The organism is Rhodanobacter sp. Root561 (assembly GCF_001427365.1).
GTDB lineage: Bacteria > Pseudomonadota > Gammaproteobacteria > Xanthomonadales > Rhodanobacteraceae > Rhodanobacter.
Map to the genome: position 1 here is coordinate 927382 of NZ_LMGH01000001.1, position 24175 is coordinate 951556.

The following is a 24175-nucleotide window of genomic DNA, read 5'->3' on the forward strand; positions in this document are numbered from 1 at the left end:
ATACCCGCCACCGCGTCTCAGGAAAGTTGCTGCAGTACCGCTTGCGTGGCGCGGGCCCGGTTCAGCGTGTAGAAGTGCAGGCCGGGCGCACCGCCGTCGAGCAGGCGCCGGCACAGTTGCGCCACCACTTCGGCACCGAGCGCGCGCACGGCATCGGCGTCGTCGCCGTGGGCCTGCATGCGCTTGGAGATCCAGCGCGGGATCTCCGCGCCGCACATCTCGGAGAATCGCCGCAGCTGGCTGAAGTTGGTGATCGGCATGATGCCCGGCACGATCGGCACGTCGACGCCCAGCTTGCGCACGTCGTCGACGAAGCGGAAATACGCATCGGGGTTGAAGAAATACTGGGTGATCGCCCCGTTCGCGCCGGCGTCGATCTTGGCCTTGAAATGCTGCAGGTCGCGCAGCGCGTCGTCGGCCTGCGGGTGGGTTTCCGGATACGCCGCCACCTCGATGTGGAAGTGGTCGCCGCAGTGCGCGCGGATGAAGGCCACCAGCTCGGCCGCGTAACGGAAGTCGCCCGCCGTGGCCATGCCCGAGGGCATGTCGCCGCGCAGCGCCACCAGCCGCCGGTAGCCGGCCGCGCGGTAACCGTCCAGCAGTGCGGTGATCTCGGCCTTGGTGCCGCCCATGCAGGACAGGTGCGGCGCCACCGGCAGGCCATGCTGCGCGTGCAGCCGCGCCACGGTGTCGCCGGTATAGCTCAGCGTGGAACCGCCCGCGCCGAACGTCACCGAGGCGTATTCCGGCTGGTGCGCCTTCAGCACCTGCGCCGCGCGATCCAGCTGCGCGCGTTGCTCATCGGTCTTGGGTGGGAAGAATTCGAAGCTGATCGACGGCATCGCTGGGCATCCGGTGGGCGGTGCCGGGGAGTATATATCTTTGTTTCGCGATGAAGCGATAGATGGCCGAGCAGGGAATGGGGAATCGGGAATGGAGAATGGTCAAAGCGGGGACGCTTTGGCTGGCTTGGGGATCACGAGAGATGCATAAAAAAACGGGACGCATCGCTGCGTCCCGTTGTGCAGGAGAACCGGGGGCGATTCCCCATTCTCTATTCCCCATTCCCGGCTACATCAGTAGCGGTAGTGATCCGGCTTGTACGGACCTTCCACCGGCACGCCGAGGTACTTCGCCTGCTCGTCGCTGAGCGTGGTCAGCTTCACGCCGATCTTCTCCAGGTGCAGGCGGGCGACTTCCTCGTCCAGCTTCTTGGGCAGGATGTAGACCTTGTTCTCGTAGCTGTCCCGGTGCTCCCACAGGTCGATCTGGGCCAGCGTCTGGTTGGCGAACGAGTTGGACATCACGAAGCTGGGGTGGCCGGTGGCGCAGCCCAGGTTGACCAGCCGGCCCTCGGCCAGCAGGAAGATCGCGCGGCCGTCGGAGAAGGTGTACTTGTCCACCTGCGGCTTGATGTTGAGCTTGGTCACGCCGGCCATCGCGTTCAGCGCGTCGACCTGGATCTCGTTGTCGAAGTGGCCGATGTTGCAGACGATCGCCTGGTCCTTCATCGCCTTCAGGTGATCGAGCCGCAGCACGTCCTTGTTGCCGGTGGTGGTGACGTAGATGTCGCCACGGCCCAGGGTCGATTCGACGGTGTTGACCTCGAAGCCTTCCATCGCCGCCTGCAGCGCGTTGATCGGGTCGATCTCGGTGACCACCACGCGGGCGCCGTAGGCACGCAGCGAGTGCGCGCAGCCCTTGCCCACGTCGCCGTAGCCGCAGACCACGGCGACCTTGCCGGCCAGCATCACGTCCATCGCGCGCTTCAGGCCATCGGCCAGCGACTCGCGGCAGCCGTACAGGTTGTCGAACTTGGACTTCGTCACCGAGTCGTTGACGTTGATCGCGGGGATCAGCAACGACTTCGCCTCGGCCAGCTGATACAGGCGGTGCACGCCGGTGGTGGTCTCCTCGGAGACGCCCTTCCAGTCCTTGACCACGGTGTGCCAGTAGCCCGGGCGCTCGACGTGCACGCGCTTCAACAGGTTCTTGATGACCTGCTCCTCGTGCGAGGAGGCTTTTTCATCGACCCACTTCGAACCGTTCTCCAGCTCGTAGCCCTTGTGGATCAGCAGCGTCACGTCGCCGCCGTCGTCGACCACCAGCTGCGGGCCGAGGAAGCCGCCCTTGCCGTCGGGGAAGGACAGCGCGTCCAGCGTGCAGTCCCAATACTCTTCCAGCGTCTCGCCCTTCCAGGCGAACACCGGCGTGCCGGTGGCGGCGATCGCGGCGGCGGCGTGGTCCTGGGTCGAGAAGATATTGCACGAGGCCCAGCGCACGTCGGCGCCGATGTCCTTCAGCGTCTCGATCAGCACCGCGGTCTGGATCGTCATGTGCAGCGAGCCGGTCACGCGCACGCCCTTCAGCGGCTGGGCGGTGGCGTGCTTGCGGCGGATCGACATCAGGCCGGGCATCTCGTGCTCGGCGATGTCCAGCTCCTTGCGGCCGAAATCGGCCAGCGAGATGTCGCGGATCTTGTAGTCAGTGGCGTTTTCTTTCAGTGCGGCGTTCATGGATATATCTCCGGTTAGTGCGAGGTTCTTTCGAGGAGTCCGGCCATGGATGGCCGGTCTGCTGCGAACGGACTCGCGTACAAGCAACCGGGCGCCGTTGTGGAACGTGCCGCGCCGAGCCTGGCCGTTTTGTGAAGAGTCCGCACAGTGATGTGCGGCGTTTGCGGATGGACCCGCGTTCACTCCAACGGTCGCAGCGCCCCTCGGCGGGCAGTGCAAAGCAGGCATTGTAGCGGCACACATGAGCTTATGCCGCATCGTCGGGTGTCTCCCGGATCAGGATTGGTTAGGCTGGAGGCTTGACCAGCCAGGGAGCCACCGCGTGGAACAGAGTCGCGAACCCGAATTCCTGCCGCCGGACGGCCCGCTACGCGAGGACGTCAGCCGGCTCGGCGCGATGGTCGGCCGGATGCTGGCCGAACAGGGCGGCGACGCGTTCTTCCAGCGCGTCGAGCAGGTGCGCACCGCGGCCATCCATCGCCGCCGCGAAGGCGCTTCGGTGGACGAGCTGGCCGACTCGCTGGCAGGCCAGGATGCCGCCCAGGCCGAGGCGCTGGCGCGTGCCTTCGCCACCTATTTCCAGGCGGTCAACACCGCCGAACGTGTGCACCGCATCCGTCGCCGCCGTGACTACCAGCGCGAAGGCAGCGCGCCGCAGCCCGAATCGCTGCTGGCCGTGCTGGGCCGGCTGAAGGCCGAAGGCGTGGGCGCCGACGAACTGGTCGGCTGGCTCGACCGGCTGTGGATCGAGCCGGTGTTCACCGCGCATCCCACCGAGGCCGTGCGCCGCTCGCTGCTGGAGAAGGAGCAGGCGATCGTGGCTTCGCTGATCGATGGCTTCGATCCCAAACGCACGCCGCAGGAATGCCGCGAGGACGACCAGCGCATCTACATGGCGCTGTCCGCCGGCTGGCAGACCGCCGAGGCCTCGCCGGTGCGACCCAGCGTGCAGGACGAGCGCGAGCACGTGGACTTCTACCTGACCAACCCGCTGTACCGGATCGTGCCGGCGCTGTACGAGTCGCTGGCCCAGGCGCTGCAGGAAACCTACGGCCTGGCGATCAGGTTGCCGCGGCTGCTGCGCTTCGCCAGCTGGGTCGGCGGCGACATGGACGGCAATCCCAACGTAGGCGCCGACACCATCGCCGACTGCCTCGACTCGCAGCGCTCGATGGTCATCGAGCGCTATCGCGAAGACGTGGCCGCGCTGGCGCGGGCGCTCAGTCAGACCGAGGGCCGCGTCGAGGTCACCGGGGCATTGCTGGCGCGCGTGGCGGACTACCGGACGCGCTTTCCCGATGCCGCGGCACAGATCCGCCCGCGCCACGCCGACATGCCGTACCGCTGCCTGCTGCAGCTGATCGGCGCGCGACTGGCGTTGACCCAGGACCAGCAAACGGACGGCTATGCGTCCAGCCAGGAATTGCTCGACGACCTGCAGCTGATCGCCGACAGCCTGCTGCTGCATCACGGCGTGCATGCCGGCGTCTACTCGGTCGAGCGCCTGCTGTGCCGTGTGCGCAGTTTCGGCTTCCACCTGGCCCGGCTCGACGTGCGGCAGGATTCGCGCGTACACGATGACGCTCTCGCGGCGCTGCTGGGCGACGCGGAATGGGCTGCGCGCGACGGTGCTGAGCGGGCCGAGCGCCTGCGTCCGTACGCCAGCGGCGAGGCGAGGTTTCCCGACAGCGACGATGACAGCGCCACATCGCTGCAGGCCGTGTTCGCCACCTTGCGCGACAGCCGGCAAAGCCACGGCGTCGAGGCCACCGGCCTGTACATCATCAGCATGGCGCGCAGCGCCGCCGACGTGCTGGCAGTGCTGGCACTGGCGCGGCGGGGCGGGCTGGTCGACGAGACGAAGGACGTGCCGCTCAACATTGCTCCGCTGTTCGAGACCGTCGACGACCTGAAGAACGCGCCGGCCACGCTGCGCGCACTGCTCGACGATCCGGTCTACCGTCGCCACCTCGCCGCGCGGGGCGACCAGCAGTGGGTGATGCTGGGTTACTCCGACAGCGGCAAGGACGGCGGCACGCTGGCCTCGCGCTGGGGCTTGCAGCGCGCCCAGGTGGAGTTGCTGGAGGTGGCGAACGAAGCGCGCATCCAGCTGGCCTTCTTCCACGGTCGCGGCGGCTCGGCCAGCCGCGGCGGCGCGCGCATCACGCCGGCGCTGATGTCCTCGCCGCGGGGCGCAGTGGCCGGCGTGTTGCGGGTGACCGAGCAGGGCGAGGTGATCCATCGCAAGTACGGCATCCGTGCGCTGGCGCTGCGCAATCTGGAACAGACGGTCGGCGCGGTGCTGCGCGCCAGCCTGCGGCCACGCGAAAGCGAGCCGCGCGAACGGCGCTGGCGCGAGCAGATGGACGCCTTGTCCGCGGCCAGCCGCAAGACCTACCGGGCCTTCGTCGAGCGCGCGGGCTTCGTCGACTATTTCCGCAGCGCCACCCCGGTGGACGTGATCGAACAGATGACCCTGGGCTCGCGCCCGGCCAGCCGCCGCAGCATGCGCGGCGTGCAGGACCTGCGCGCGATCCCGTGGGTGTTCGCCTGGACCCAGTGCCGCTCGATCCTGCCCGGCTGGTACGGCCTGGGCAGCGCGCTGGAGCTCGGCGTCGGCGAATTCGGCGAGGATGCGCTGGCCGAGATGGCGCGCGACTGGCCGTTCTTCGCCAATCTGCTCGACGACGTGGAGATGGTGCTGGCCAAGTGCGACCTCGACATCGCCGAGGCGTTCTCGAAACTGTCCGGCTCCCTGCACGACGAATTCTTCGGCCTGATCCGCGACGAGTTCGCCCGCACCCGCCACTGGCTGCTGCGACTGAAGCGCAGCGACGCCCTGCTGCAGGGCGCCCCGCGCCTGGCCGCCTCGATCCGCCTGCGCAATCCCTACGTCGATCCGATGAGCCTGCTGCAGGTCGACCTGCTGCAACGCTGGCGTGCCGGCGATCGCGCCGACGACGCCGTGCTGCAGGCCCTGGTCGCCTGCGTCAACGGCGTCTCGCAGGGTTTGCAGAACACCGGCTGATTCATTCCATGGGGGCACCATGCAAGGATGGCTTTTTTGGCTGGGACTTCTGCAGGCGGCACCGGTGGTCGCAACGCCGTGCGCCAGCCTGGATCGCTGCATGCAAGAGGTTCACGTCGCCGCGTCAACCTTGACGCCTGGCAAGTGGTACCCGTCGTGTGATGCCTTGCGCGAACGGTTCGAAGTCTACGGTGAAGAAGCCAAGCAACGATTGCTGGCCGTGGCCAATGCCTCGAACCAGGCCGAACGTGACATCGCGGGTTGCCTGCTGGCGGGCTGGCCGGCGTGGTCGCCATCCGACCTGCCCGCGCTGAAGCAGGCGATTTCGCGGGAACGCGGTGGCGGCTGGATTGTGCGCGCGCTGGCGAAGTTTCCGGTCGAACAGGCAGCGGCCGTGGCCATCCCGATCGTCGAGCGCGAAGGCGGGATGAACCAGGCCGGTTTCGTGCTGGGCGAAATGATGCCCCGGGCCTTGCCGCAGGTGCTGCGCAGGATGGCCCACGCACCCAGGGCCGAACGCGACAACCTCGCTGCCGCGCTGTCATTTGACTCCGCGTTCCCCGAAGAAACTCCTTCTCCGAACCCCATGCTGCGGGCCCTGGTCGACGCAGCGACGAATCGTTCGCTTCCCGCCGGCGACAGGGAGCAGGCGCTGCGGCTCGTTGCCGCCTTCGGCGTCCGGGCACGCTCGGACGGCGCTGCGATACGGCCCCTGGCCAGTGACGGTGACCCGCGGTTGCGCCAGGCCGCGCATTCCGCCTTGCGCTCCATGCTTGATCCTTCGGTGCTGGGGGAGATCCTGGCCAGCTGTCCGCCGCCAGGAACCGAGGCTACGTTCAAGCCGGATCCCGGCGCGCCACCGCCGCTGGTGGATGCGCCCGGCGAAAGCGAGGCAGCCGATTGCTTCGGCGCCTTGGCCGGCATGGGGCAGGATGCCGGACAGGTGGCGCCGCAACTGCTGCCTTATCTGAACTCCACGTCCTGGCGATGGCGGATGCAGACTGCGCAGGCGCTCGGCCAGTTGGGCAACCGTTCGGTGAGTTCGGCCCTGCATCCGCTGCTTGAGGACCGCGACTGGCAAGTCGTGGCCGCCACGATTCTTGCCGAGGTCCGGCTGGGCGACGAGACAGCCGTTCCGGCGCTGCGGCAGGTCGCGCAGACACACTGGTTTGCCGCTGTCCGGCGCGCCGCCGACGAGGCCGTCGCGGCCCTGCAGGCGGGTAACCCCAAGGCGCTGGATTCGCTGTACAGGACGGATAACCGGTTCGCCAACCTGCTCTGGAACAATCCGCTCGCCAAGGAGGCGGCGAGCTGTGCATTGCCTGCGACGACGCGAGCGCCAATGAGCTTGGATCTTCACGGCGGCACGCTCGGCGGAAGCGATCGCGGGGAGTTTGGCGGCAACCTGACATGGATGCGCGCGGGCGCTCCGCCAAAGTTGCTGCTCGAAAGAAACGTCAGCGGCATGCTGAAGCTGTCCGATCGCACGGCGTGGGTGATCACCGGCCTGTCGCACATGGGCATGGAATACGCAGCGGTCTACCGGGTCCGGATAACAGGCGATGGCGATGCCAGGATCTCCCGCTTGCTGAACCTGCCCGCGGCCAGTCGCGACCTTTCGGTCGATGGAGACGGACTGCGCAGCAGCGGCTGGGTCGGTTCTTACCTGCTGGTCCCTGCGGATGCCGGAGGTCGATCGGTGCGGATCAGCCAGGTCGATTGCGCGCACTGAAGACTCTGGGCGCGACGTCGCGGTCGCTTTCGTGCGCGCCATCATGATGGCCTACCGCGATGTACGACTCCGGACGCCACTGTCCGTCTTCGAACGGGCGTGATGGTCGACAGGCAGGACGTTTCCTTGTGGGACGGGCATCTGCCTGCGTGGCACGGGCCTTGCTCTGATCGGCTCATGGATATCGCCAACCCGCTCGCCGCCCAGCGCAAACGTCGTCGCCGCCAACTCGCCATCGCCGGCGGCGTGTTGCTGCTGGCGGGACTCGTCGTCGGCGCCGTCAACCTCGGGCCGGCGCTGCCTACGGTGGAACGGTCCGCGGCCTGGATCGATACCGTGCAGCGTGGCGACATGCTGCGCGAGGTGCGCGCGCCGGGCACCCTGGTGCCGCGCGACATCCACTGGCTGGCGGCGCAGACCAGCGCCCAGGTGAGCAAGATCGAAGTATGGCCGGGTACCCGCGTGGAGGCCGACACAGTGCTGCTGCGGCTGTCCAGCCCGCAGGTGGACAGCGACCTGCGCAATGCGCAGGCGCAGGTCGCCGCGGCAGAAGCGCAGGTGGCCGCGAAGCAGGCCGCCTTGCAGTCGCAGTTGCTGGACGAGCGTTCCTCGCTGGCCCAGGCCCAGGCCGACTACGCGTCGGCGAAGGTGCGCAGCGAGGCCGATGCGAAGGCGATGGAAAAGAACCTGATTCCGCGGGTGCAGTACGAGCAGGAGCTGATCGCTCTGAAACAGCTGCAGCATCGGACCGACGTGGAGCAGCAGCGCGTGCAGGCGTTCGGCGCCGGCATCGCGGCGCAGATGGCGGCGGTGCGGGCCGAACTGCAGCTGCAGCAAAGCAACCTGCTGCTGCGCCAGCGCCAATCCGACGCGCTGCAGGTGCGCGCCGGCATCGCCGGCACCTTGCAGCAGGTCGCGGTGCAGGAAGGCCAGCAGGTGGCCGCCGGGGCGGACCTGGCGCGGGTGGCGCGCGGCGACGTGCTGATCGCCCGGCTGCGCGTGCCCGAGGTGCAGGCCAAGGACGTGGCGCTGGGCATGGCCGCCCAGGTGAATACCTATAACGGCATGATCGACGGCACCGTCACCCGCATCGATCCGGCGGTGGTGGACGGCAGTGTGCAGGTGGACGTGACGCCGTCCGGCGCGCTGCCTGCCGGGGCGCGTCCCGATCTTTCCGTGGACGGCCGCATCCGCATCGCCGAACTCAAGCAGGTGCTGTCGATGGGACGCCCGGCCCAAGTCGAGCCGAACAGCGAGGCCAGCCTGTTCCGTCTCGACGCCTCCGGCAACACCGCCAGCCGCATCAAGGTGCGGGTGGGCGCCACCTCGGTCGATCGGGTGCAGATAATGCAGGGCCTGCAGCCGGGCGATCGTGTGATTCTTTCCGACACCAGCCAGTGGGGCAAGTATGACCAGCTGCGCCTGCGCTGATTCGAGCAGCGGCACGGCAGCATGATCGACATCTTCCCGGACTTTTCTTCAACAGGACGACCGCATGAACGACACCAGCAACGTCATCACCCTCGGCGGCATCCGCAAGGTGTTCCAGGCCGATGAGGTGGAAACGCACGCGTTGAGCGACGTGCATCTGGACGTCCGCCGGGGCGAATACGTTTCGATCTCCGGCCCGTCCGGCTGCGGCAAGAGCACGCTGCTGTCGATTCTTGGGCTGTTGGACACGGCCAGCGCCGGCAGCTACGTGTTGAACGGCCACGATGTGGCCGCGATGAACGCGGCCGAGCGCGCCCGCATCCGCAACGCGGAGATCGGCTTCATCTTCCAGGCGTTCAACCTGATCGGTGACCTCAGCGTGCAGGAAAACGTGGAGCTGCCGCTGACCTACCGCAGCGGCATCGGTGCCGGCGAACGGCGCGAGCGGGTGCAGGAGGCGCTGGAGCGCGTGGGCATGGCGCACCGCATGCGGCACTTCCCGGCGCAACTTTCCGGCGGCCAGCAGCAGCGCGTGGCCGTGGCGCGCGCCCTGGTCGGCCGGCCTGCGATCCTGCTCGCCGACGAACCCACCGGCAACCTCGACTCGCGCAACGGCGAGGCGGTGATGGCCCTGCTCGACGAACTGCACAAGGGTGGCGCCACCATCTGCATGGTCACCCACGACAGCCGCTACGCCGAACTGGCCCAGCGCAAGATCCGCATGTTCGACGGCCGCGTGGTGGACGAGGAAACCTTCGAGCGGCTGCGCCGCGAAGACGAGCAGCGCATCGACGCCTTGATCGGCCAGCGCGTGGAAGTCGACGCGTGAAAGTCTGGCTGGCCGAGATCTGGCGTGCATGGCGCACCAGCTTGCGCAAGCCAGGCTTCCTGCTGCTGGCCAGCGGCGTGCTGGCGCTGGGCGTGGGGGCCAGTGCGGTGGCGTTCAACCTGATCGACCAGGTGCTGCTCAAGCCGTTGCCGCTGCCGCAGGCATCACAGCTGGTGGCCGTGGGCAAGCTGATGCCCCGGTGGCCGCCAAGGGTTTCCACGCGGCAGTACGCGGAGCTGCAAAAACTGGATGGCGTGCGCTCGATCGGCCTGCTCGCGTTCGCCACGCCGGTGGTCAACATCCAGCGCGATGGCGTGCCGCAGCGGGTGCAGGCCACCTACGCCGATCGCAGCGTGCTGCCCACGCTCGGCATGCAGCCGCAGCTGGGACGCAACTTCGTTGCCGGCGAGGACAGCCCGCACGGGCCGCCGGTGGTCATGCTTACCCACGATTTCTGGGAGCGCCAGTACGCGGGCGATCCGGCCGCGATTGGCCGGACCCTGAAAGTCGAAGGCACGCCGCACACCATCATCGGCGTGCTTCCCGAGGCCTTCGTTGCGGCGGGCACGGGAGGCGACATCATGCTGCCGGCCATGTTGACGCCCGATGGTGCCGGCGACCAGCACCTCTATCTCGCGATCGCCCGCCTCGCCGACGATGCGGACCCTGCCGCGGTGGGTGCGCAGGTGGATGCGCGATTGCGGGCGGATGCCGCCCGTTCGCCCGACAAACGCGACGACCACTTTCGTTACGGCGCCACCGACTATCACACCGCCTTGCACGTGCAGGGTGCCCGCGTGCTGGTGCTGTTCCAGGCCAGCGCGTTGCTGGTCTTGCTGATCGCCCTGGTCAACCAGGCGAACCTGTTGCTGCTGCGCGCACTGGCACGGCAGCGCGACACCGCGGTGCGCAGTGCGCTGGGCGCGCCACGCTGGCGCCAGGGTGCGCCGTTGTTCGTCGAAAGCCTGCTGGTGGGCCTGTTGGGTGCCGGCTTCGGCGTGTTGTTGACGCTGGCGGGCGTGGCGGCGTTGCGCAGCATCATTCCGCCCGAAGCCATCGGCGGCGAGCTGCATCTGGGGACGCACACGCTGCTGCTGGTGGTGCTGGTATCGCTGCTGTCGACGCTGGTATCGGCGGCGCTGGGGCTGTGGCGTGCCCGCGCCATCGTTTCCTTCGACGACCTGCGCGAGGGCGGCCGCAGCGGCGCCACGCATTACCAGGGCCGGCTCAGCCGCGCACTGGTGATCGCGCAGGTAACACTGACGGTGGTGCTGCTGGGTGCCTGCGGGATTTTCCTGCGCAAGTCCTGGGACGATGCACGCGCGCCATGGGGCTTCGACGACACCAACGTGGCGACGGTTGCGCTCGCTCCGGTGCAGGCCGACTACCCGGATGTACAGGCGGTGACGGCGTTGTCGCAACGGCTGGTCGAGCGCATGCGCCAGCTGCCTGGCGTGCTTGACGCCACGGCGTCCACCAGCCTGCCGGTGGACGATTACCTCGGTTCCTTCGGCATCGCCGCACACGCGCACGGCGATGCGCCGGCGTTCGTTCTCTATCGTGGCGTGGGCGCGGACTATTTCCGGGTGTTCGGCATCCACTTGCAGCGTGGCCGGCTGTTCACGCCACAGGAGGGACGCGGCAGTGAGGCCGTGGCCGTCATCGGCCAAACCATGGCCGAGCGGATGTATGGCGGGAAGGCGCTGGGCCAGCAGGTGCAGATGGACGACACGGTGCATCCGGGCAAGCCGTGGACGGCGCGCATCGTGGGCGTGGTCGACGACACCTACCCGCCGGGCGACGAGTCGAAGATGCCGGCGGAACTTTACGTGCCGCTGGCGCAGATGCCCGATGCGCTCATGGCCGGCTTCCGCAGCAACGAGTCGATGCATTTCGCCTTGCGCGTGCGCGGCGATGCCGCCGGCTACGGCAAGGCGCTGCGCGAAGTCATCGCCGCGGTGGCGCCGCAGCAACCGATCGCCCAGGTGCGCAGCATGCGTTCGATCGTTGCCGAGGCATCGGGTGGCGCGCGGACCGGCATCTGGATCTGCGGCGTATTCGCGACGATGGCCTTGCTGCTCGCCGGAGTCGGCCTCTACGCGGTGATGTCGGTCGCGGTGGCGGCGCGCGAACACGAGTTGGGCGTGCGCTCCGCCCTGGGCGCGTCGCCGGCAAGACTGGCCGCGCTGGTGCTGCGCGGCGGGATGGCCCAGATCGTGATCGGCCTGGTGCTGGGGTTGGCCCTGGCCGCCGCCTTCCCGCGGATATTCGCCGCCTCGTTCGCACAACTCGGCTCACATGCGCTGCTCGGCCCATGGATCGCAGGCGGCATCTGCGTGCTGTTGCTGGCCTTCGGCGTGCTTGCCTGCCTCTCGCCCGCCCTGCGTGCAGGCCGGGTGCAACCGATGCGCGTTCTTCAGGGGGATTGATCCATGGATGTCACGTCGCAAGACCCGATGCCGTTGCGCTCCCGAGTCACCGACGGCTGGCGCAGGGGAATGTCCGCATGAGTATCTGGCTTGCCGAAATCCTCCGCGCGTGGCGCGGCAGCCTGCGCCGGCCCGGCTTCATGCTGCTGGCCAGCGGCGTGCTGGCGCTGGGCATCGGCGCCAGCGTGGCGGTGTTCGTGCTGATCGCCAACACCTTGTGGCGCCCGTTGCCGGCGCCGCAGGCGGACCGGCTGGTGGTGATCGGGCCCCTGCACGGCAACGCGCAGGTCGGCTCCATCTCGCCGCACGAGTACCAGTCGCTGGCGTCACCGGCGGGGCTGGCGTCGATGGGGCTGGTGCACATGGGTACCGCGGCGAACATCGCCGGAGCGGGCGCGCCGTCGCAGGTACCGCTGATCGAGATGGATCGCGGCCTGTTGCCCACGCTGGCTCTGCGTCCCGCGCTGGGCCGCAACTTCAGCGTGGAAGAGGATCGCCCGAACGGGCCGAAGGCGGTGCTGCTCGGCCATGGGCTGTGGCAACGCGCCTATGCGGGCGACCCGGGCGTGGTGGGCCGCATGCTGAAAGTGGAGGGCGTGCCCCACACCATCGTGGGCGTGCTGCCGGCGGCCTTCAACACCTTGCTGGGGCCGGGCGACGTGGTGCTGCCGAGTGCGTTGCCGGCGGTGAGCCACGACTACAACCACAACGGCCACCAGGTGATCGCGCGCCTGGCCGATGGCGTGGACATCGCCACCGCGTCGGCGCAGGTCGATGCCGCCGAGCGCACGATGTTTCGCGACATGGGCATGGGCGGCAACTGGAAGAAGCCGCGCTTCGGCGCGCAAGGCTATGCCGCCGCGTTCCAGCAGGAGGCACGGCCGTTGCTGCTGCTGTTCCTCGCCAGCGCGGCGCTGGTGTTGCTGATCGCCCTGGTCAATCTGGCCAACCTGATGATGCTGCGCGCGCTGGCGCGCCAGCATGACGTGGCGGTACGCCATGCACTGGGCGCGTCATGCTGGCGCAGCCTGCTGCCGGCGCTGGCCGAGGGCCTGCTCATCGGTGTCGTGGCGGCGTTGGCGGGCATGGCGCTGGCGCTGGTCGGGCTGGCCTTGCTGCAGGGGGCCATTCCCGCTTCGTGGCGCTGGGGCGGCCAGGTGCAGGTGGGCGCCACGGCTTGGCAGCTCGCTTTCGGCATGGGGTTGCTGGGCGCAGTGCTGGCGGCCGCGTTCGGCGTGCTGCGCAGCCGGGGCGCGGCCAGTGTCGAGGCATTGCGCGAAGGCGGGCGCAGCGGCGTCGGCATCGACCGTGGCCGCCTGAGCCGCGGCCTGGTGGTGGCGCAGGTGGCGCTGGCGACCGTGCTGCTGTGCGCCGCCGGCCTGCTCGTGCGTGCCATCGGCGATGCCTCGCGCCAGCCGCTGGGCTACACGGAAACCGGCGTGCTCACGTTCGAACTGGCGCCGGTGAAAGGCCACTATCCGGACACCGCGTCGATGCTGGCCATGACCCGGCAGCTGGTCGAGCGCCTGCGCATCCTGCCCGGCGTGAGCGCCGCGGCGGTGACCACCAACCTGCCCACCAGCGACGACATCTTCGGCTCGTTCAACAACGGCATGCGCACGCCCACGGGCGGTGAATTCCAGTCGCAGGTGAAGGGCATCGGCACGGACTATTTCAAGGTGTTCGGCATGCACCTGCGCGAGGGACGCGACTTCGCGCTGACGGACCAGCAAGGCGGCGCGCCGGTGGCGATCATCAGCCAGGATCTGGCCGACCAGTGGTATCACGGTCGCGCGCTGGGCCAGCAGCTCGACATCGAGGTGAGCAATGCGGCACCCGTGCCCATGCGCATCGTCGGCGTGGTGCCCCGCACCTGGCAGCGCGGCCCGCTGCATCCGCCGCTGCCGGTGGTGTATTTGCCGCTGGCGCAACTGCCGGCGCCCACGATGGCGATCTTCCGCGAGCTGGAACCGCTGCGTTTCGCGGTGCGCGGCCACGGCAATCCGGATGACTGGCGCGCCGGCGTGCGCGAGGCGGTGGCTGCGGTGGCGCCCGAGCAACCCATCGCCAGGCTGCGCAGCATGCGCAGCATCGTCGAGCAGACCACCGCCGACGCGCGACTGAACCTGCTGCTGATCGGTGTATTCGCCACGCTCGCGCTGTTGCTGGCCGCGGCCGGGTTGTATGCGGTGATGGCGGTGGCGGTGGCCGCGCGCGAACGCGAATTCGGCGTGCGCATGGCGCTCGGTGCGCAGCCTTCGCGGCTGGTCGCCCTAGTGCTGCGTGGCGGCCTGCTGCAGATCGCGGCGGGGCTGGTGCTGGGCGTCGGCATGGCGCTGGTGTTCACCCGCCTGTTGCGCGCGCTGATCGAGCAGCTCGGTCGCCGCGCCTTCGATCCGTGGGCGCTGGCCGGCGTGTGCGTGGTGCTGGCCTTCGCCGGTTTGCTGGCCTGCCTGGTGCCGGCGCTGCGCGCCGGTCGAACCCATCCCATGCGCGCCTTGCGCGGAGAGTAGCGACGATGAAGCACATGACGCGGGAGCTTTCGCGATGAACATCTGGCTGGCGGAAATCTGGCGTGCCTGGCGCGCGAGTCTGCGGCGTCCCGGTTTCCTGCTGCTGGCGGCCGGCGTGCTGGCGCTGGGCGTCGGCAGCACTGCCGCTGTGTTCACCCTGATCGACCAGGTGCTGCTGCAGCCGCTGCCGGTGCCGCAGGCCTCGCGGCTGCTGGTGGCCGGTCCCTGGAACGGCGACCATGTCAGCGCGGTGTCGCCGCAGCAGTACCAGCACATGCAGTCGCTGGAAGGCGTGCAATCGCTCGGCCTGATCCAGGATGGCCCGAAGTTGAACATCGCCGGTGGCGGCCAGCCGGAGCTGGTGCCGGCGAGCTACGCCGATCGCGGCCTGCTGCCGACGGTCGGTCTGTCCCTGCAGCTTGGTCGCAACTTCAGCGCCGAGGAGGACCGGCCGCACGGGCCGCAGGTGGTGATCCTGGGCCACGGTTTCTGGCAGCGCCGTTATGGCGGCGACGCCGGCGTGATCGGCCGCAGCATTTCGATCGAAGGCACGCCGCGCACCATCGTCGGCGTGTTGCCGCAAGACTTCGCCGCGCTGGGCTTCGCGGGCGACGTGGTGTTGCCCGCCGCGCTGCCGCCGAACACCGTCAATGACGGCACCAACTACATGGCGCTGCTGCGCCCCAACGCCGGTGTGGCCGCCGCCACGGTGGCGGCCGAGGTCGACACGCGCCTGCACGCGATGTACGTCGCGCTGGGCAACGATGACTGGAGGCGTGCCCACTTCGGCGCGCAGCCGTTCAGTGCCTGGCAGCATGCCGATGCCGGCCACGTGCTGACGCTGTTCCTCGCCAGTGCACTGTTCGTGTTGCTGATCGCCCTGGTCAACCTGACCAACCTGATGCTGCTGCGTGCGCTGTCGCGCAGCCACGATGCCGCGGTGCGCGGTGCACTGGGCGCGCCGATGTCGCGGCTGGCATTGCCGGCGCTGGCCGAAGCGCTGCTGGTCGGCGTCGCCGGTGCGCTGGTCGGCATGCTGCTGGCGATGATCGGCCTTGGCGCCTTGCAAAGCCACATGCCGGCGGAGTGGTTGCCGAATGGTCGGCTGCATTTCGATGCCGCGACATGGCTGCTGGCCCTGCTGGCCCTGCTGGTCGGGCTGGGCGGTGCGCTGCTGGCCGCGGCGCTGGGTCTGTGGCGCGGGCGCCGCGTCACCGGGATCGACGAACTGCGCGAAGGCGGACGCAGCGGGCTGGGCCCGCACAGCGGTCGGCTGGGCCGCGTGCTGGTGGTGGCCCAGGTGGCGCTGGCGACCGCGCTGCTCAGTGCCGCGGGCCTGTTCCTGCACACGCTGTACGACGCCGCGCGCACGCCGCTGGGTTTCGACAGCGACGGCATCCTCACCTTCGAGCTGGCGCCGGTGCTGGCCGACTATCCCGACGCCGCCGCGGTGGAGCGCCTGTCGACGCGCGTGCTTGAACGTCTGCGCGCGATACCCGGCGTGACCACGGTGACCTCCACCACCAATCTTCCGGCGGACCTGTGGAGTGGCCAGTTCAACCTCGGCGGCCTGCACCTGCCCGGTAGCGGGGAGATGTTCAACACGCAGTACCGCGGCGTCGACCCCGACTTCTTCGCGCTGTTCGGCATCGCCACGCATGAGGGGCGCACGTTCGGTCGCAACGATATCCGCGGCGGCGAGCCGGTGGCGATCATCAACCGGGCGATGGCGCAGAAGCACTATGGCGGCCAGGCCCTCGGCAAGCTGATCCAGCGCGGTGAGCGCGGCGACCATGCCGGACTGTGGTCGGCGCGGATCGTGGGCGTGGTCGGTGACACCAACCAGTTCGGTCCGCTGGAAGAACAGCCGGAAGTGCTGTACGTGCCGCTGGCGCAGATGACCGACAACGCCATGGCGATTTTCCGCAGCTTCGAACCGATGCGCTTCGCGCTGCGCGGCCATGGCGACCCGAACGCGTGGCGCGATGCGCTGGCGGCGGCGGTGACCGCCGTCGCGCCGAACCAGCCGATCGCCAACGTACGCAGCATGCAGGGCATCGTGCGCAGCACCACTGCGGACATGCGCCTCAACCTGTTGTTGGTCGGCATCTTCGCCGCGCTGGCGCTGCTGCTCGCCGCGGCCGGCATGTACGCGGTGATGGCGGTGGCGGTGGCCGCCCGCGAACGCGAGTTCGGCGTGCGCAGCGCGCTGGGCGCCTCGCCATGGCGCTTGATGCGACTGGTGCTGCGCGGCGGGCTGTGGCAGATCGGGCTTGGCCTGGTGCTGGGCGTCGGCCTCGCGCTGGGACTGTCCGGCGTGCTGCGCGCGGTGCTGGAAGACATCGGCCGCGGCGCGGTCGACCCGGTGGCCATCGGCGGCGTCTGCGCGGTGCTGGCCGTGGCCGGTGTGCTGGCCTGCCTGGTGCCGGCGCTGCGTGCCGGCCGGGTTCATCCGATGCGCGCGTTGCGGGGGAGCAGGGAATGATCGTGCGCGAATTTCGCGGTGCATGGCGGCGGTTGCTGGCGCGGCCGGGTTACACCTGTCTGTCGACCGGCATGCTGGGCGTCGGCCTGGGCGTGCTGCTGTTTCTGTTCAGCCTGATCGACACCCTGGTCCTGCAGCCGCTGCCGTTCCCGCATGCCGATCGGCTGCTGGCGATCGGCGAGGTGCACGACAACGGCAGCGGCATCGGCGATATCGAGAGCAGCCAGTACCTCGACCTGCATGGCCGACTGCAGGGACTGGATGAGGATGGTGCCTATGCATCGGTCGGCCTGGGCATGGACCATGGCAACGGCACCAGCTTTTACAGCGGCACCTTGTGGACCTCGTCGATGATGGATCTGCTGGGCGTCAAGCCGTTGCTGGGGCGCGGCTTCGGCACGGCGGACGACGTGCCCGACGCCGCCCCGGTGGTATTGATCGGCGAGACCTTGTGGCGGCACGGGTTTGACGCCGACCCCGCGGTGATCGGGCGTGCCGTGCGCGTCAATGGCGAGTGGGCGACGGTGGTCGGCGTGCTGCCGGCGGCGTTCGGCTTTCCGGGTGTCAGCCAGCTGTGGATGCCGCTGCAACCTCGCGCAGGGCAGCACGATTCCGTGTACATGGCCGGGCGGCTCAAGCCCGGTGTCAGCCTGGTCCAGGCGCGTTCGCAGCTGGGTGCGCTGGACGGCCAGCTGCGGCAGCGGTCGAAGTCGTGGCAGATGCAGCAGGCCCTGACGGCCAAGCCGCTGGCGGTGAGTTTTGCGCCCGAAGACATGCTGCGCTGGGTCTGGCTGATGTTCGCCGCCGCCGCGCTGGTGTTGCTGCTGGCCTGCGTCAACGTGGCCAATTTGCAACTGGTGCAGACTCTGAGCCGGCGTCGCGAACTGGCCTTGCGCAGTGCGCTGGGCAGCAGCCGTGGCCGGCTGATGCTTGCCGTGCTGGCGGAGAGTCTGATGCTCGGCATGATGTCGCTGGCCCTGGCGCTGCCGATCGTGCACTGGGGCAATCGCTGGATCATCTCCGCCTACATGACGGCGGACCGGCAGGCTCCCGGCTTCCAGCATTTCGGCATCAGCGGCGGCGTGCTGATGTTCGCCGTCGCCGTGGCGTTTCTCACCACGGCGCTGGCCGGACTGATACCGGCGTGGCGCGCCTCGCACGCCGACATGCAGGATGCGCTGCGCGAAGGCAGCAAGGGCTCGGGCGGCGCGTTTGCGCGTATCGCCAAAAGCCTGGTGGTGATGGAAATCGTGCTGACCGTGGTCTTGCTGGTCGGCGCCGGCACCTTCGTGCGCTCGCTGAATCAGCTGCTGGCGGTGCCCGCGGCCGGCGGTGGCGATGCCAGCCATGTGCTGACCGCCGAGGTGGCGCTGCCGCCGAAAGCGTATGCGAAGGACGAGCAGCGCATCCGCTTCTTCAACACGCTGGCCGAACGCCTGCGCGCGGACCCGCAGGTGCTGGATGCCACGGCCGCCAACACCGTGCCCGGCGCGCGGCTGGGCAGCCACGAAATGATCGGCGCGAAGGGACGCTCGCGTCCGTCCGGCGGCTGGACCGAAGCGCAGATGGGCATCGTCGACGGGCACTTCCTCGACACCTACGGCGTGCGCCTGCTGTCCGGCCGGTTCTTCGATACGCGCGATCGTGCCGACAGCCAGCCGGTCGCGGTGATCGATCACAAGACCGCCGTCGCACTGTGGCCTGGCCAGGAGGCGGTGGGTCAATCGCTGGTGCTCTATCCCGAGCAGCCGTGGGCGACCACCGTCACCGTGGTCGGCGTGATCGAGCCGCTGCAGCTGGATACCCAGATGGAGCGATCGGTGCCGGGATTCCTGGTGCCGCTGCAGCAGTCGCAGGGGATGTCGCCGCTGGCCGCCGTTGGCCTGGCCGTGCGCACGCGGGCGGATGCCCATGCCTACGGGCCGCGCCTCACGGCACTGGTGCACAGCGTGGATGCGCAGGCCGCCGTGCACTACGTGCACAGCCAGTCGCACCTGATGGCTTCCGGACGGATCGGCTTGCTGGTGCTGACCCAGGTATTCAGCGCGCTGGGTCTGATCGCGCTGCTGCTTGCGGCCGCCGGACTGTATGGCGTGCTGGCCTTTTCGGTGGCGCAGCGCACGCGGGAATTCGGGATACGCCGCGCGATCGGTGCGGGCAACGCCGCGATCGTGCGCGAGGTCGCGCGGCAGTTGCTGTGGCAGCTGGGCCTCGGGCTGGGCATCGGCCTGCTGCTGGCGTGGCCGTGGTCGGGCCTGCTGGCCGACCCCAACCTGCACACGCAGGCGCATGACATGCGGGTGTTCGTGCCGGTACTGCTGGTGGTGGTGCTGGTGGCAATGTCTGCGTCACTGGTGCCGATGATTCGCGCGCTGCGCGTGGCGCCGGCCATTGCGCTGCGCTACGACTGATGCGCTCCCGCGCACCGGAGCCGATATGCTTCGCTGAACCCGTGAACGGAACGACATGACACGCGAATCGAATCCCACCGTCCTGCTGGTCGACGACCAGGCCGACGTGCGCGAGGCCTTGCGCCTGCTGCTGAAGTCCGAAGGCTTCGCCAGCGTGGGCGTGGATGGTCCCTCGGCCGCACTGGAGGCGGTGCGCCAGCGCGATTTCAGCTGCGCGCTGATCGACCTCAACTACACCCGCGACACCACCTCGGGCGAGGAAGGCTTGGCCCTGCTCGATGCGTTGCGCCAGCACGTGCCGGAGCTGCCAGTGGTGGTGATGACGGCGTGGGGCAACGTGCCGCTGGTGGTGGATGCGCTGCGCCGCGGCGCCGGCGATTTCATCGAGAAGCCGTGGGACAACGCGCGCGTGCTCAGCATCGTGCGCACGCAGATCGCGCTGGGCGAAGGGGCGCGGCGGCAGCGTCGACTGGAGGCGGAGAACGCGCTGCTGCGCGGTGGCGGCGAAGCGTTGATCGCCGAGTCGCCGGCGATGCGCCGGGTGATGGAACTGGTGGCGCGGGTCGCGCCCAGCGACGCCAACGTGCTGGTGCTGGGCGAGAACGGCACCGGCAAGGGCGTCATCGCGCAGGCGCTGCACGCGCAGTCGCGACGCGCGGCGAAGGCGCTGGTCAAGGTCAACATGGGCGGCATCGCCGAGAACGTGTTCGAGTCGGAAATGTTCGGCCACGTGCGCGGCGCGTACACCGACGCCAAGAGCGAACGCATCGGTCGCTACGAGCTGGCCGACGGCGGCACGCTGTTCCTCGACGAAGTGGGCAACGTGCCGATCTCGCAGCAGCCGAAGCTGCTGCGCGTGCTGGAGGATGGCGAGTTCGAGCGGCTGGGCTCCTCGCGCACGCAGAGCGCGGACGTGCGGCTGGTCTCGGCCACCAATGCCGACCTGGCCGTCGAGGTGGAGGCGGGGCGCTTCCGCAAGGACCTGCTGTATCGACTCAACACGCTGGAAATCCGCCTGCCGCCGCTGCGCGAACGCCGCGACGACATCCTGCCACTGGCGCGCAGCTTCCTCGAACGCAGCGCCGCGCGTTATGGCCGTCACGATCTGCGCCTGGCGCCGTCGGCCGAGCGCGCGCTGCTGGCCTGGCGCTGGCCGGGCAACGTGCGCGAGCTGGGCCACCTGATGGAACGCGCCGCGCTGCTGGCCGAGCAGGATCTGGTCAGCGACTCGGCGCTGGCTTTCGGTCCCGGCCCGGGTGGTGGCACGGCGGCGGCGTCGACCGAGCTCGACGACATGACCATCGATCAGGCCGAGGCGCATCTGGTGCGGCGCGCGCTGGAACGTCACGACGGCAACCTGCAGCATGCCGCCGATGCGCTGGGGATCACCCGCCAGACGCTTTACCGCCGCATGGAAAAGCACGCGCTGCGCGATCCCGCCAGTGACGACGATGGCTGAACCCGTGGCCAGGGCGCCATCGCGGCGCCGCGCGCGCATGCCCGCATTCGAGCGGCGCGTGCTGTCCGGCGGCTGGCTGGTGGCGTTGCCTGCACTGGCGGCGCTGGCGATCGTGCTGCTGACGGGGCGGCCCGAGGTCGAACTGTGCTGGCTGCTCGCCGTCGCCGTGCTGGTGCTCACCGCGATGCTCGCCCGCTGGCAGCACCGGCGCGTGGTGTATCCGCTGTACACCCTGGTCGGCCTGCTCGAGGCGCTGCGCGAAGGTGACTACAGCCTGCGCGGGGTGAGCGGCGGCGTGCTGGGCGAGGCGATCTACGACATCAACGCGCTGGCCGACCGGCTGCAGCGCGAGCGCCTGCAATCGGAGGATTCGGCGCGCCTGCTGGGCAAGACGCTGGCCTCGCTGGATAGCGCCGTGTTCGTGTTCGACAGCGACGTCCGCCTGCGCCTGCTCAATCCCGCCGCGCAACGCCTGCTCACCGGCGAGCGCCACGCGCTGATGGGCCGCCGCGCGGACGAGCTGGGCCTCGATGCGCTGCTCGCCGCGCCATCGGCGCAGGTCGTGCGGCACGTGTTTCCCGGCCGCAGCGGCCGCTTCGAGATTCGCCACGCGCCACTGCGCAACGAAGGCCGCAACGGCCAGCTGCTGGTCGTCAACGACGTCGGCCGCGCGCTGCGCGAGGAAGAGCGCCAGGCCTGGCAGCGGCTGCTGCGTGTGCTTGGCCACGAGGTCAACAACTCGCTGGCGTCGATCCATTCGCTGGCCGGCACGCTGGCCAGCCTGGTCGCGCGCGAACCGCTGCCCGACGACTGGCGCGAGGATGCCCGCGGCGGCCTGCAGGTGATCGGCAACCGCGCCGAATCGCTGGCCCGTTTCCTGGCCGGCTACAGCAAGCTGGCCGCGCTGCCGCCGCCGCAGAAGCGGAGCGTCGATCTGGCCGAGCGCATTGCCGCGGTGGCGCGGCTGGAGCAGCGCCTCGTCGTGCGCGTCGAAGACGGGCCGCCGCTGTCGCTGCAGGCCGATCCCGACCAGCTCGAACAGGCGCTGATCAACCTGCTGCGCAACGCCGTCGAGGCGAGCCTCAACGGCAAGGGCGAGGTGGTGATGCGCTGGCGCAGCGAGGGCGAGCGTGTGCTGATCGAGATTCTCGACGACGGCCCCGGCCTGCCTGGCAGCGACAACCTGTTCGTGCCGTTCTTCACCACCAAGCCCGGCGGCTCCGGCATCGGCCTGGCCCTGGTGCGACAGATCGCCGAAGCACACGAAGGCGGCGTCAGCCTGGGCACCCGCGAAGGCGCGCCCGGAGCCGTCGCCCAGCTGTGGTTGCCGCTGGAGCTGGCGCGCGACTAGCCGGCGTCGCCTCCGGTGTACTTCTCGTGCAGCGCCACCGGCGCCACCTGCCGGTTCGCGCGCCGCCGAATCCACAGGTTGATCAGCTCCACGAACACCGAGAAGGCCATCGCGGCGTAGATGTAGCCCTTGGGAATGTGCTGGCCGAAACCGTCGGCCACCAGCACCAGGCCGATCATGATCAGGAAGCTCAGCGCCAGCACCTTGACCGTGGGATGGCGCTCCACGAACTCGCCGATCGGCCGGGCAAAAGCCAGCATGAAGCCGATCGAGGCGAGGATCGCGGTGACCATCACCCAGCGCTCGTCGACCATGCCCACCGCGGTGATGATGGAGTCCAGCGAGAACACGATGTCGAGCAGCATGATCTGCACGATCACGCCGCCGAACGTCGCGGTGGCCGTGCCCACGGTCACCTGCTCGCTGGCGCCTTCCAGCTTCTGGTGGATTTCGTGGGTGGCCTTGCCGATCAGGAACAGGCCGCCGCCGACCAGGATCAGGTCACGCCACGAGAAGGCGTGGCCGAACAGCGAGAACAGCGGCGCGGTCAGCCCGACGATCCAGGCGATCGCCATCAACAGGCCCAGCCGGGTGATCGCGGCCAGCACGATGCCGAGGCGGCGCGCCTTGTCCCGCTGCTCCGGCGGAAGCTTGCCCGCCAGGATCGAGATGAAAATGATGTTGTCGATGCCGAGCACCAGCTCCAGTGCGGTCAGCGTCGCGAGGGCGATCCAGATTTCGGGATTGGCCAGTGATTCCATGGGGATCTCTTTGAGGTGGGTGGCTGCAGGACGGGGTGGTCGCGCGGTGGAGCCACGGCGTCAAAGGCGTTCGTGATGGACGCAGCTTCGCCGTGGGACGGCGAAGGTCTTGCTCGCAAACCTGGCGGTTTGCCGCTGCACCGGGGTCAAGCCCGTATTGACGGTGACAGCGAGTGGGAGCTACTCCCCTTCACGGGTGATGCTAGCACGCGTTCGTGCGCGTCATGCCGACATGCCTTCCCGCAGCGCCGCGATGCGTTGCGCCCGCGGCAGGCGTTTCCAGGCCATCTCCAGCCGCAGCGCGTCGCCATGGCTGGCAACCCATACCCAGCCCAGCAACTGCCGCGGCGGATTGGAGCGGGTGAAGCGGGCGCCCTTGCCGGCGAGGTGCTTCGCGTAGCGCTGCGCGGGATCGCGGGCGATGCCGGTGTAGACGCGGCCATCGGCGCATTCGAGCAGGTAGACCGCCCAGGCGTCGGCGCCGGGGGCGTCACTCATGGCCTCATGCCCACTCGATCAGGCCTTCAACCGCACAGAGCTGCTTCCACGACGGACGGCCCTTCAGTCGCGTGGCCAGTGCGGCCAGATGCGGCCAGTTCGTCGCGGGCTTCGGCATGTTGCGCGACCAGCGCATCAGCATCAGGGCGTAGAGGTCGACGATGCTGAAGCGCTCGCCCAGCATGTACGGGCCTTGCGTGGCGAGGTGGGCATCGAGCTGCGACCAGCACTTCTCGATGCCGATGCGCGCGGCTTCCTTCACGGCATCGCTGGCGTCGGGCAGGTGGTCGCCGGGGTAGAACCACTGGCGGAACAGCGGCTGCAGCGCGTTGGCCAGGTGGAACATCCGCTGCAGGCAATCGGCACGTTGCGCGCTGGCCAGCGCAGGCGCCAGCGCGGCCTCGGGATGCCGTTCGGCCAGCAGCATCGCCAGTGCCGCCGCTTCGCCATGCGGCACGCCGTCGACGACCAGGGTCGGCACCACGCCGTTCGGGTTCAGTGCGAGATAGGCCGCGCTGCGCTGCTGGCCGGCGTCCAGGTCCACGCGCTCCAGCACGTGCGGCGCGCCGATTTCGAGCAGCACCAGATGCACCAGCATGCTGGCCGCACCGGGGGAGTAGTAGAGCGTGTACATGGCGACGTCCGCGAATGAGTCAGCGGATGATACGACGGGGAAGCGGCGGCCCCCATCCGCCCTTCGGGCACCTTCCCCCGTTGCACGGGGGAAGGAAG

15 protein-coding genes and 1 riboswitch are annotated in these 24175 nt (G+C 69.2%); of the genes, 10 read left to right on the top strand and 5 right to left on the bottom strand.

Annotated elements, in window-relative coordinates; all coding sequences use genetic code 11:
- Positions 1 to 17 precede the first annotated feature (17 nt).
- The gene (gene metF, locus ASD55_RS03990) at positions 18 to 842 is read right to left on the bottom strand and encodes a methylenetetrahydrofolate reductase [NAD(P)H] (protein WP_056763879.1); all 825 of its coding nucleotides are present in this window, start codon (positions 840 to 842) and stop codon (positions 18 to 20) included.
- Between the two features lie 234 nt (positions 843 to 1076).
- On the bottom strand, positions 1077 to 2516 hold the full coding sequence (gene ahcY, locus ASD55_RS03995; RefSeq protein WP_056763880.1) for an adenosylhomocysteinase: 1440 nt from the start codon (positions 2514 to 2516) through the stop codon (positions 1077 to 1079).
- An 82-nt stretch (positions 2517 to 2598) separates the two neighbouring features.
- A riboswitch (S-adenosyl-L-homocysteine riboswitch) is annotated at positions 2599 to 2727 on the bottom strand.
- Positions 2728 to 2838: 111 nt separating this feature from the next.
- Between ahcY and ppc the strand changes: the two genes are divergently transcribed.
- From ppc to ASD55_RS04045, 10 genes are all read left to right on the top strand, one after another.
- The gene (ppc, locus tag ASD55_RS04000; RefSeq protein WP_056763881.1) at positions 2839 to 5544 is read left to right on the top strand and encodes a phosphoenolpyruvate carboxylase; all 2706 of its coding nucleotides are present in this window, start codon (positions 2839 to 2841) and stop codon (positions 5542 to 5544) included.
- Between the two features lie 100 nt (positions 5545 to 5644).
- On the top strand, positions 5645 to 7276 hold the full coding sequence (locus tag ASD55_RS04005; RefSeq protein WP_162248776.1) for a HEAT repeat domain-containing protein: 1632 nt from the start codon (positions 5645 to 5647) through the stop codon (positions 7274 to 7276).
- Positions 7277 to 7453: 177 nt separating this feature from the next.
- A complete protein-coding gene (locus ASD55_RS04010) occupies positions 7454 to 8707 on the top strand; it encodes an HlyD family efflux transporter periplasmic adaptor subunit (protein WP_056763884.1) in 1254 nt (417 codons plus the stop codon).
- A gap of 64 nt (positions 8708 to 8771) precedes the next feature.
- Positions 8772 to 9536, top strand: a complete 765-nt coding sequence (locus ASD55_RS04015) for an ABC transporter ATP-binding protein (protein ID WP_056716876.1) — start codon at positions 8772 to 8774, stop codon at positions 9534 to 9536.
- Positions 9533 to 11965: an ABC transporter permease gene (locus ASD55_RS04020; protein ID WP_056763886.1), complete on the top strand. Its 2433-nt coding sequence runs from the start codon at positions 9533 to 9535 to the stop codon at positions 11963 to 11965. Before ASD55_RS04015 ends, ASD55_RS04020 begins: the two co-directional genes overlap by 4 nt.
- Before the next feature lie 77 nt (positions 11966 to 12042).
- A complete protein-coding gene (locus ASD55_RS04025) occupies positions 12043 to 14478 on the top strand; it encodes an ADOP family duplicated permease (protein WP_056763888.1) in 2436 nt (811 codons plus the stop codon).
- A 34-nt stretch (positions 14479 to 14512) separates the two neighbouring features.
- On the top strand, positions 14513 to 16963 hold the full coding sequence (locus ASD55_RS04030; RefSeq protein ID WP_056763890.1) for an ADOP family duplicated permease: 2451 nt from the start codon (positions 14513 to 14515) through the stop codon (positions 16961 to 16963).
- Positions 16960 to 19374: an ADOP family duplicated permease gene (locus ASD55_RS04035; RefSeq protein WP_056763892.1), complete on the top strand. Its 2415-nt coding sequence runs from the start codon at positions 16960 to 16962 to the stop codon at positions 19372 to 19374. Before ASD55_RS04030 ends, ASD55_RS04035 begins: the two co-directional genes overlap by 4 nt.
- Before the next feature lie 55 nt (positions 19375 to 19429).
- Entirely contained in the window at positions 19430 to 20833 is a 1404-nt protein-coding gene (locus ASD55_RS04040; protein WP_056763894.1) for a sigma-54 dependent transcriptional regulator, read from the top strand.
- 37 nt (positions 20834 to 20870) lie between these two features.
- Positions 20871 to 22184 carry an ATP-binding protein gene (locus tag ASD55_RS04045; protein ID WP_056763895.1) on the top strand — a complete coding sequence of 438 codons (1314 nt, stop codon included), beginning with the start codon at positions 20871 to 20873 and terminating at the stop codon, positions 22182 to 22184.
- Here ASD55_RS04045 and ASD55_RS04050 read toward each other — a convergent pair.
- From ASD55_RS04050 to ASD55_RS04060, 3 genes are all read right to left on the bottom strand, one after another.
- A complete protein-coding gene (locus ASD55_RS04050; RefSeq protein WP_056763897.1) occupies positions 22181 to 22945 on the bottom strand; it encodes a TerC family protein in 765 nt (254 codons plus the stop codon). The genes ASD55_RS04045 and ASD55_RS04050 overlap by 4 nt on opposite strands.
- Before the next feature lie 222 nt (positions 22946 to 23167).
- A complete protein-coding gene (locus ASD55_RS04055) occupies positions 23168 to 23443 on the bottom strand; it encodes a GIY-YIG nuclease family protein (protein ID WP_056763899.1) in 276 nt (91 codons plus the stop codon).
- Positions 23444 to 23447: 4 nt separating this feature from the next.
- Entirely contained in the window at positions 23448 to 24077 is a 630-nt protein-coding gene (locus tag ASD55_RS04060; RefSeq protein ID WP_056763901.1) for a glutathione S-transferase, read from the bottom strand.
- Positions 24078 to 24175 lie beyond the last annotated feature (98 nt).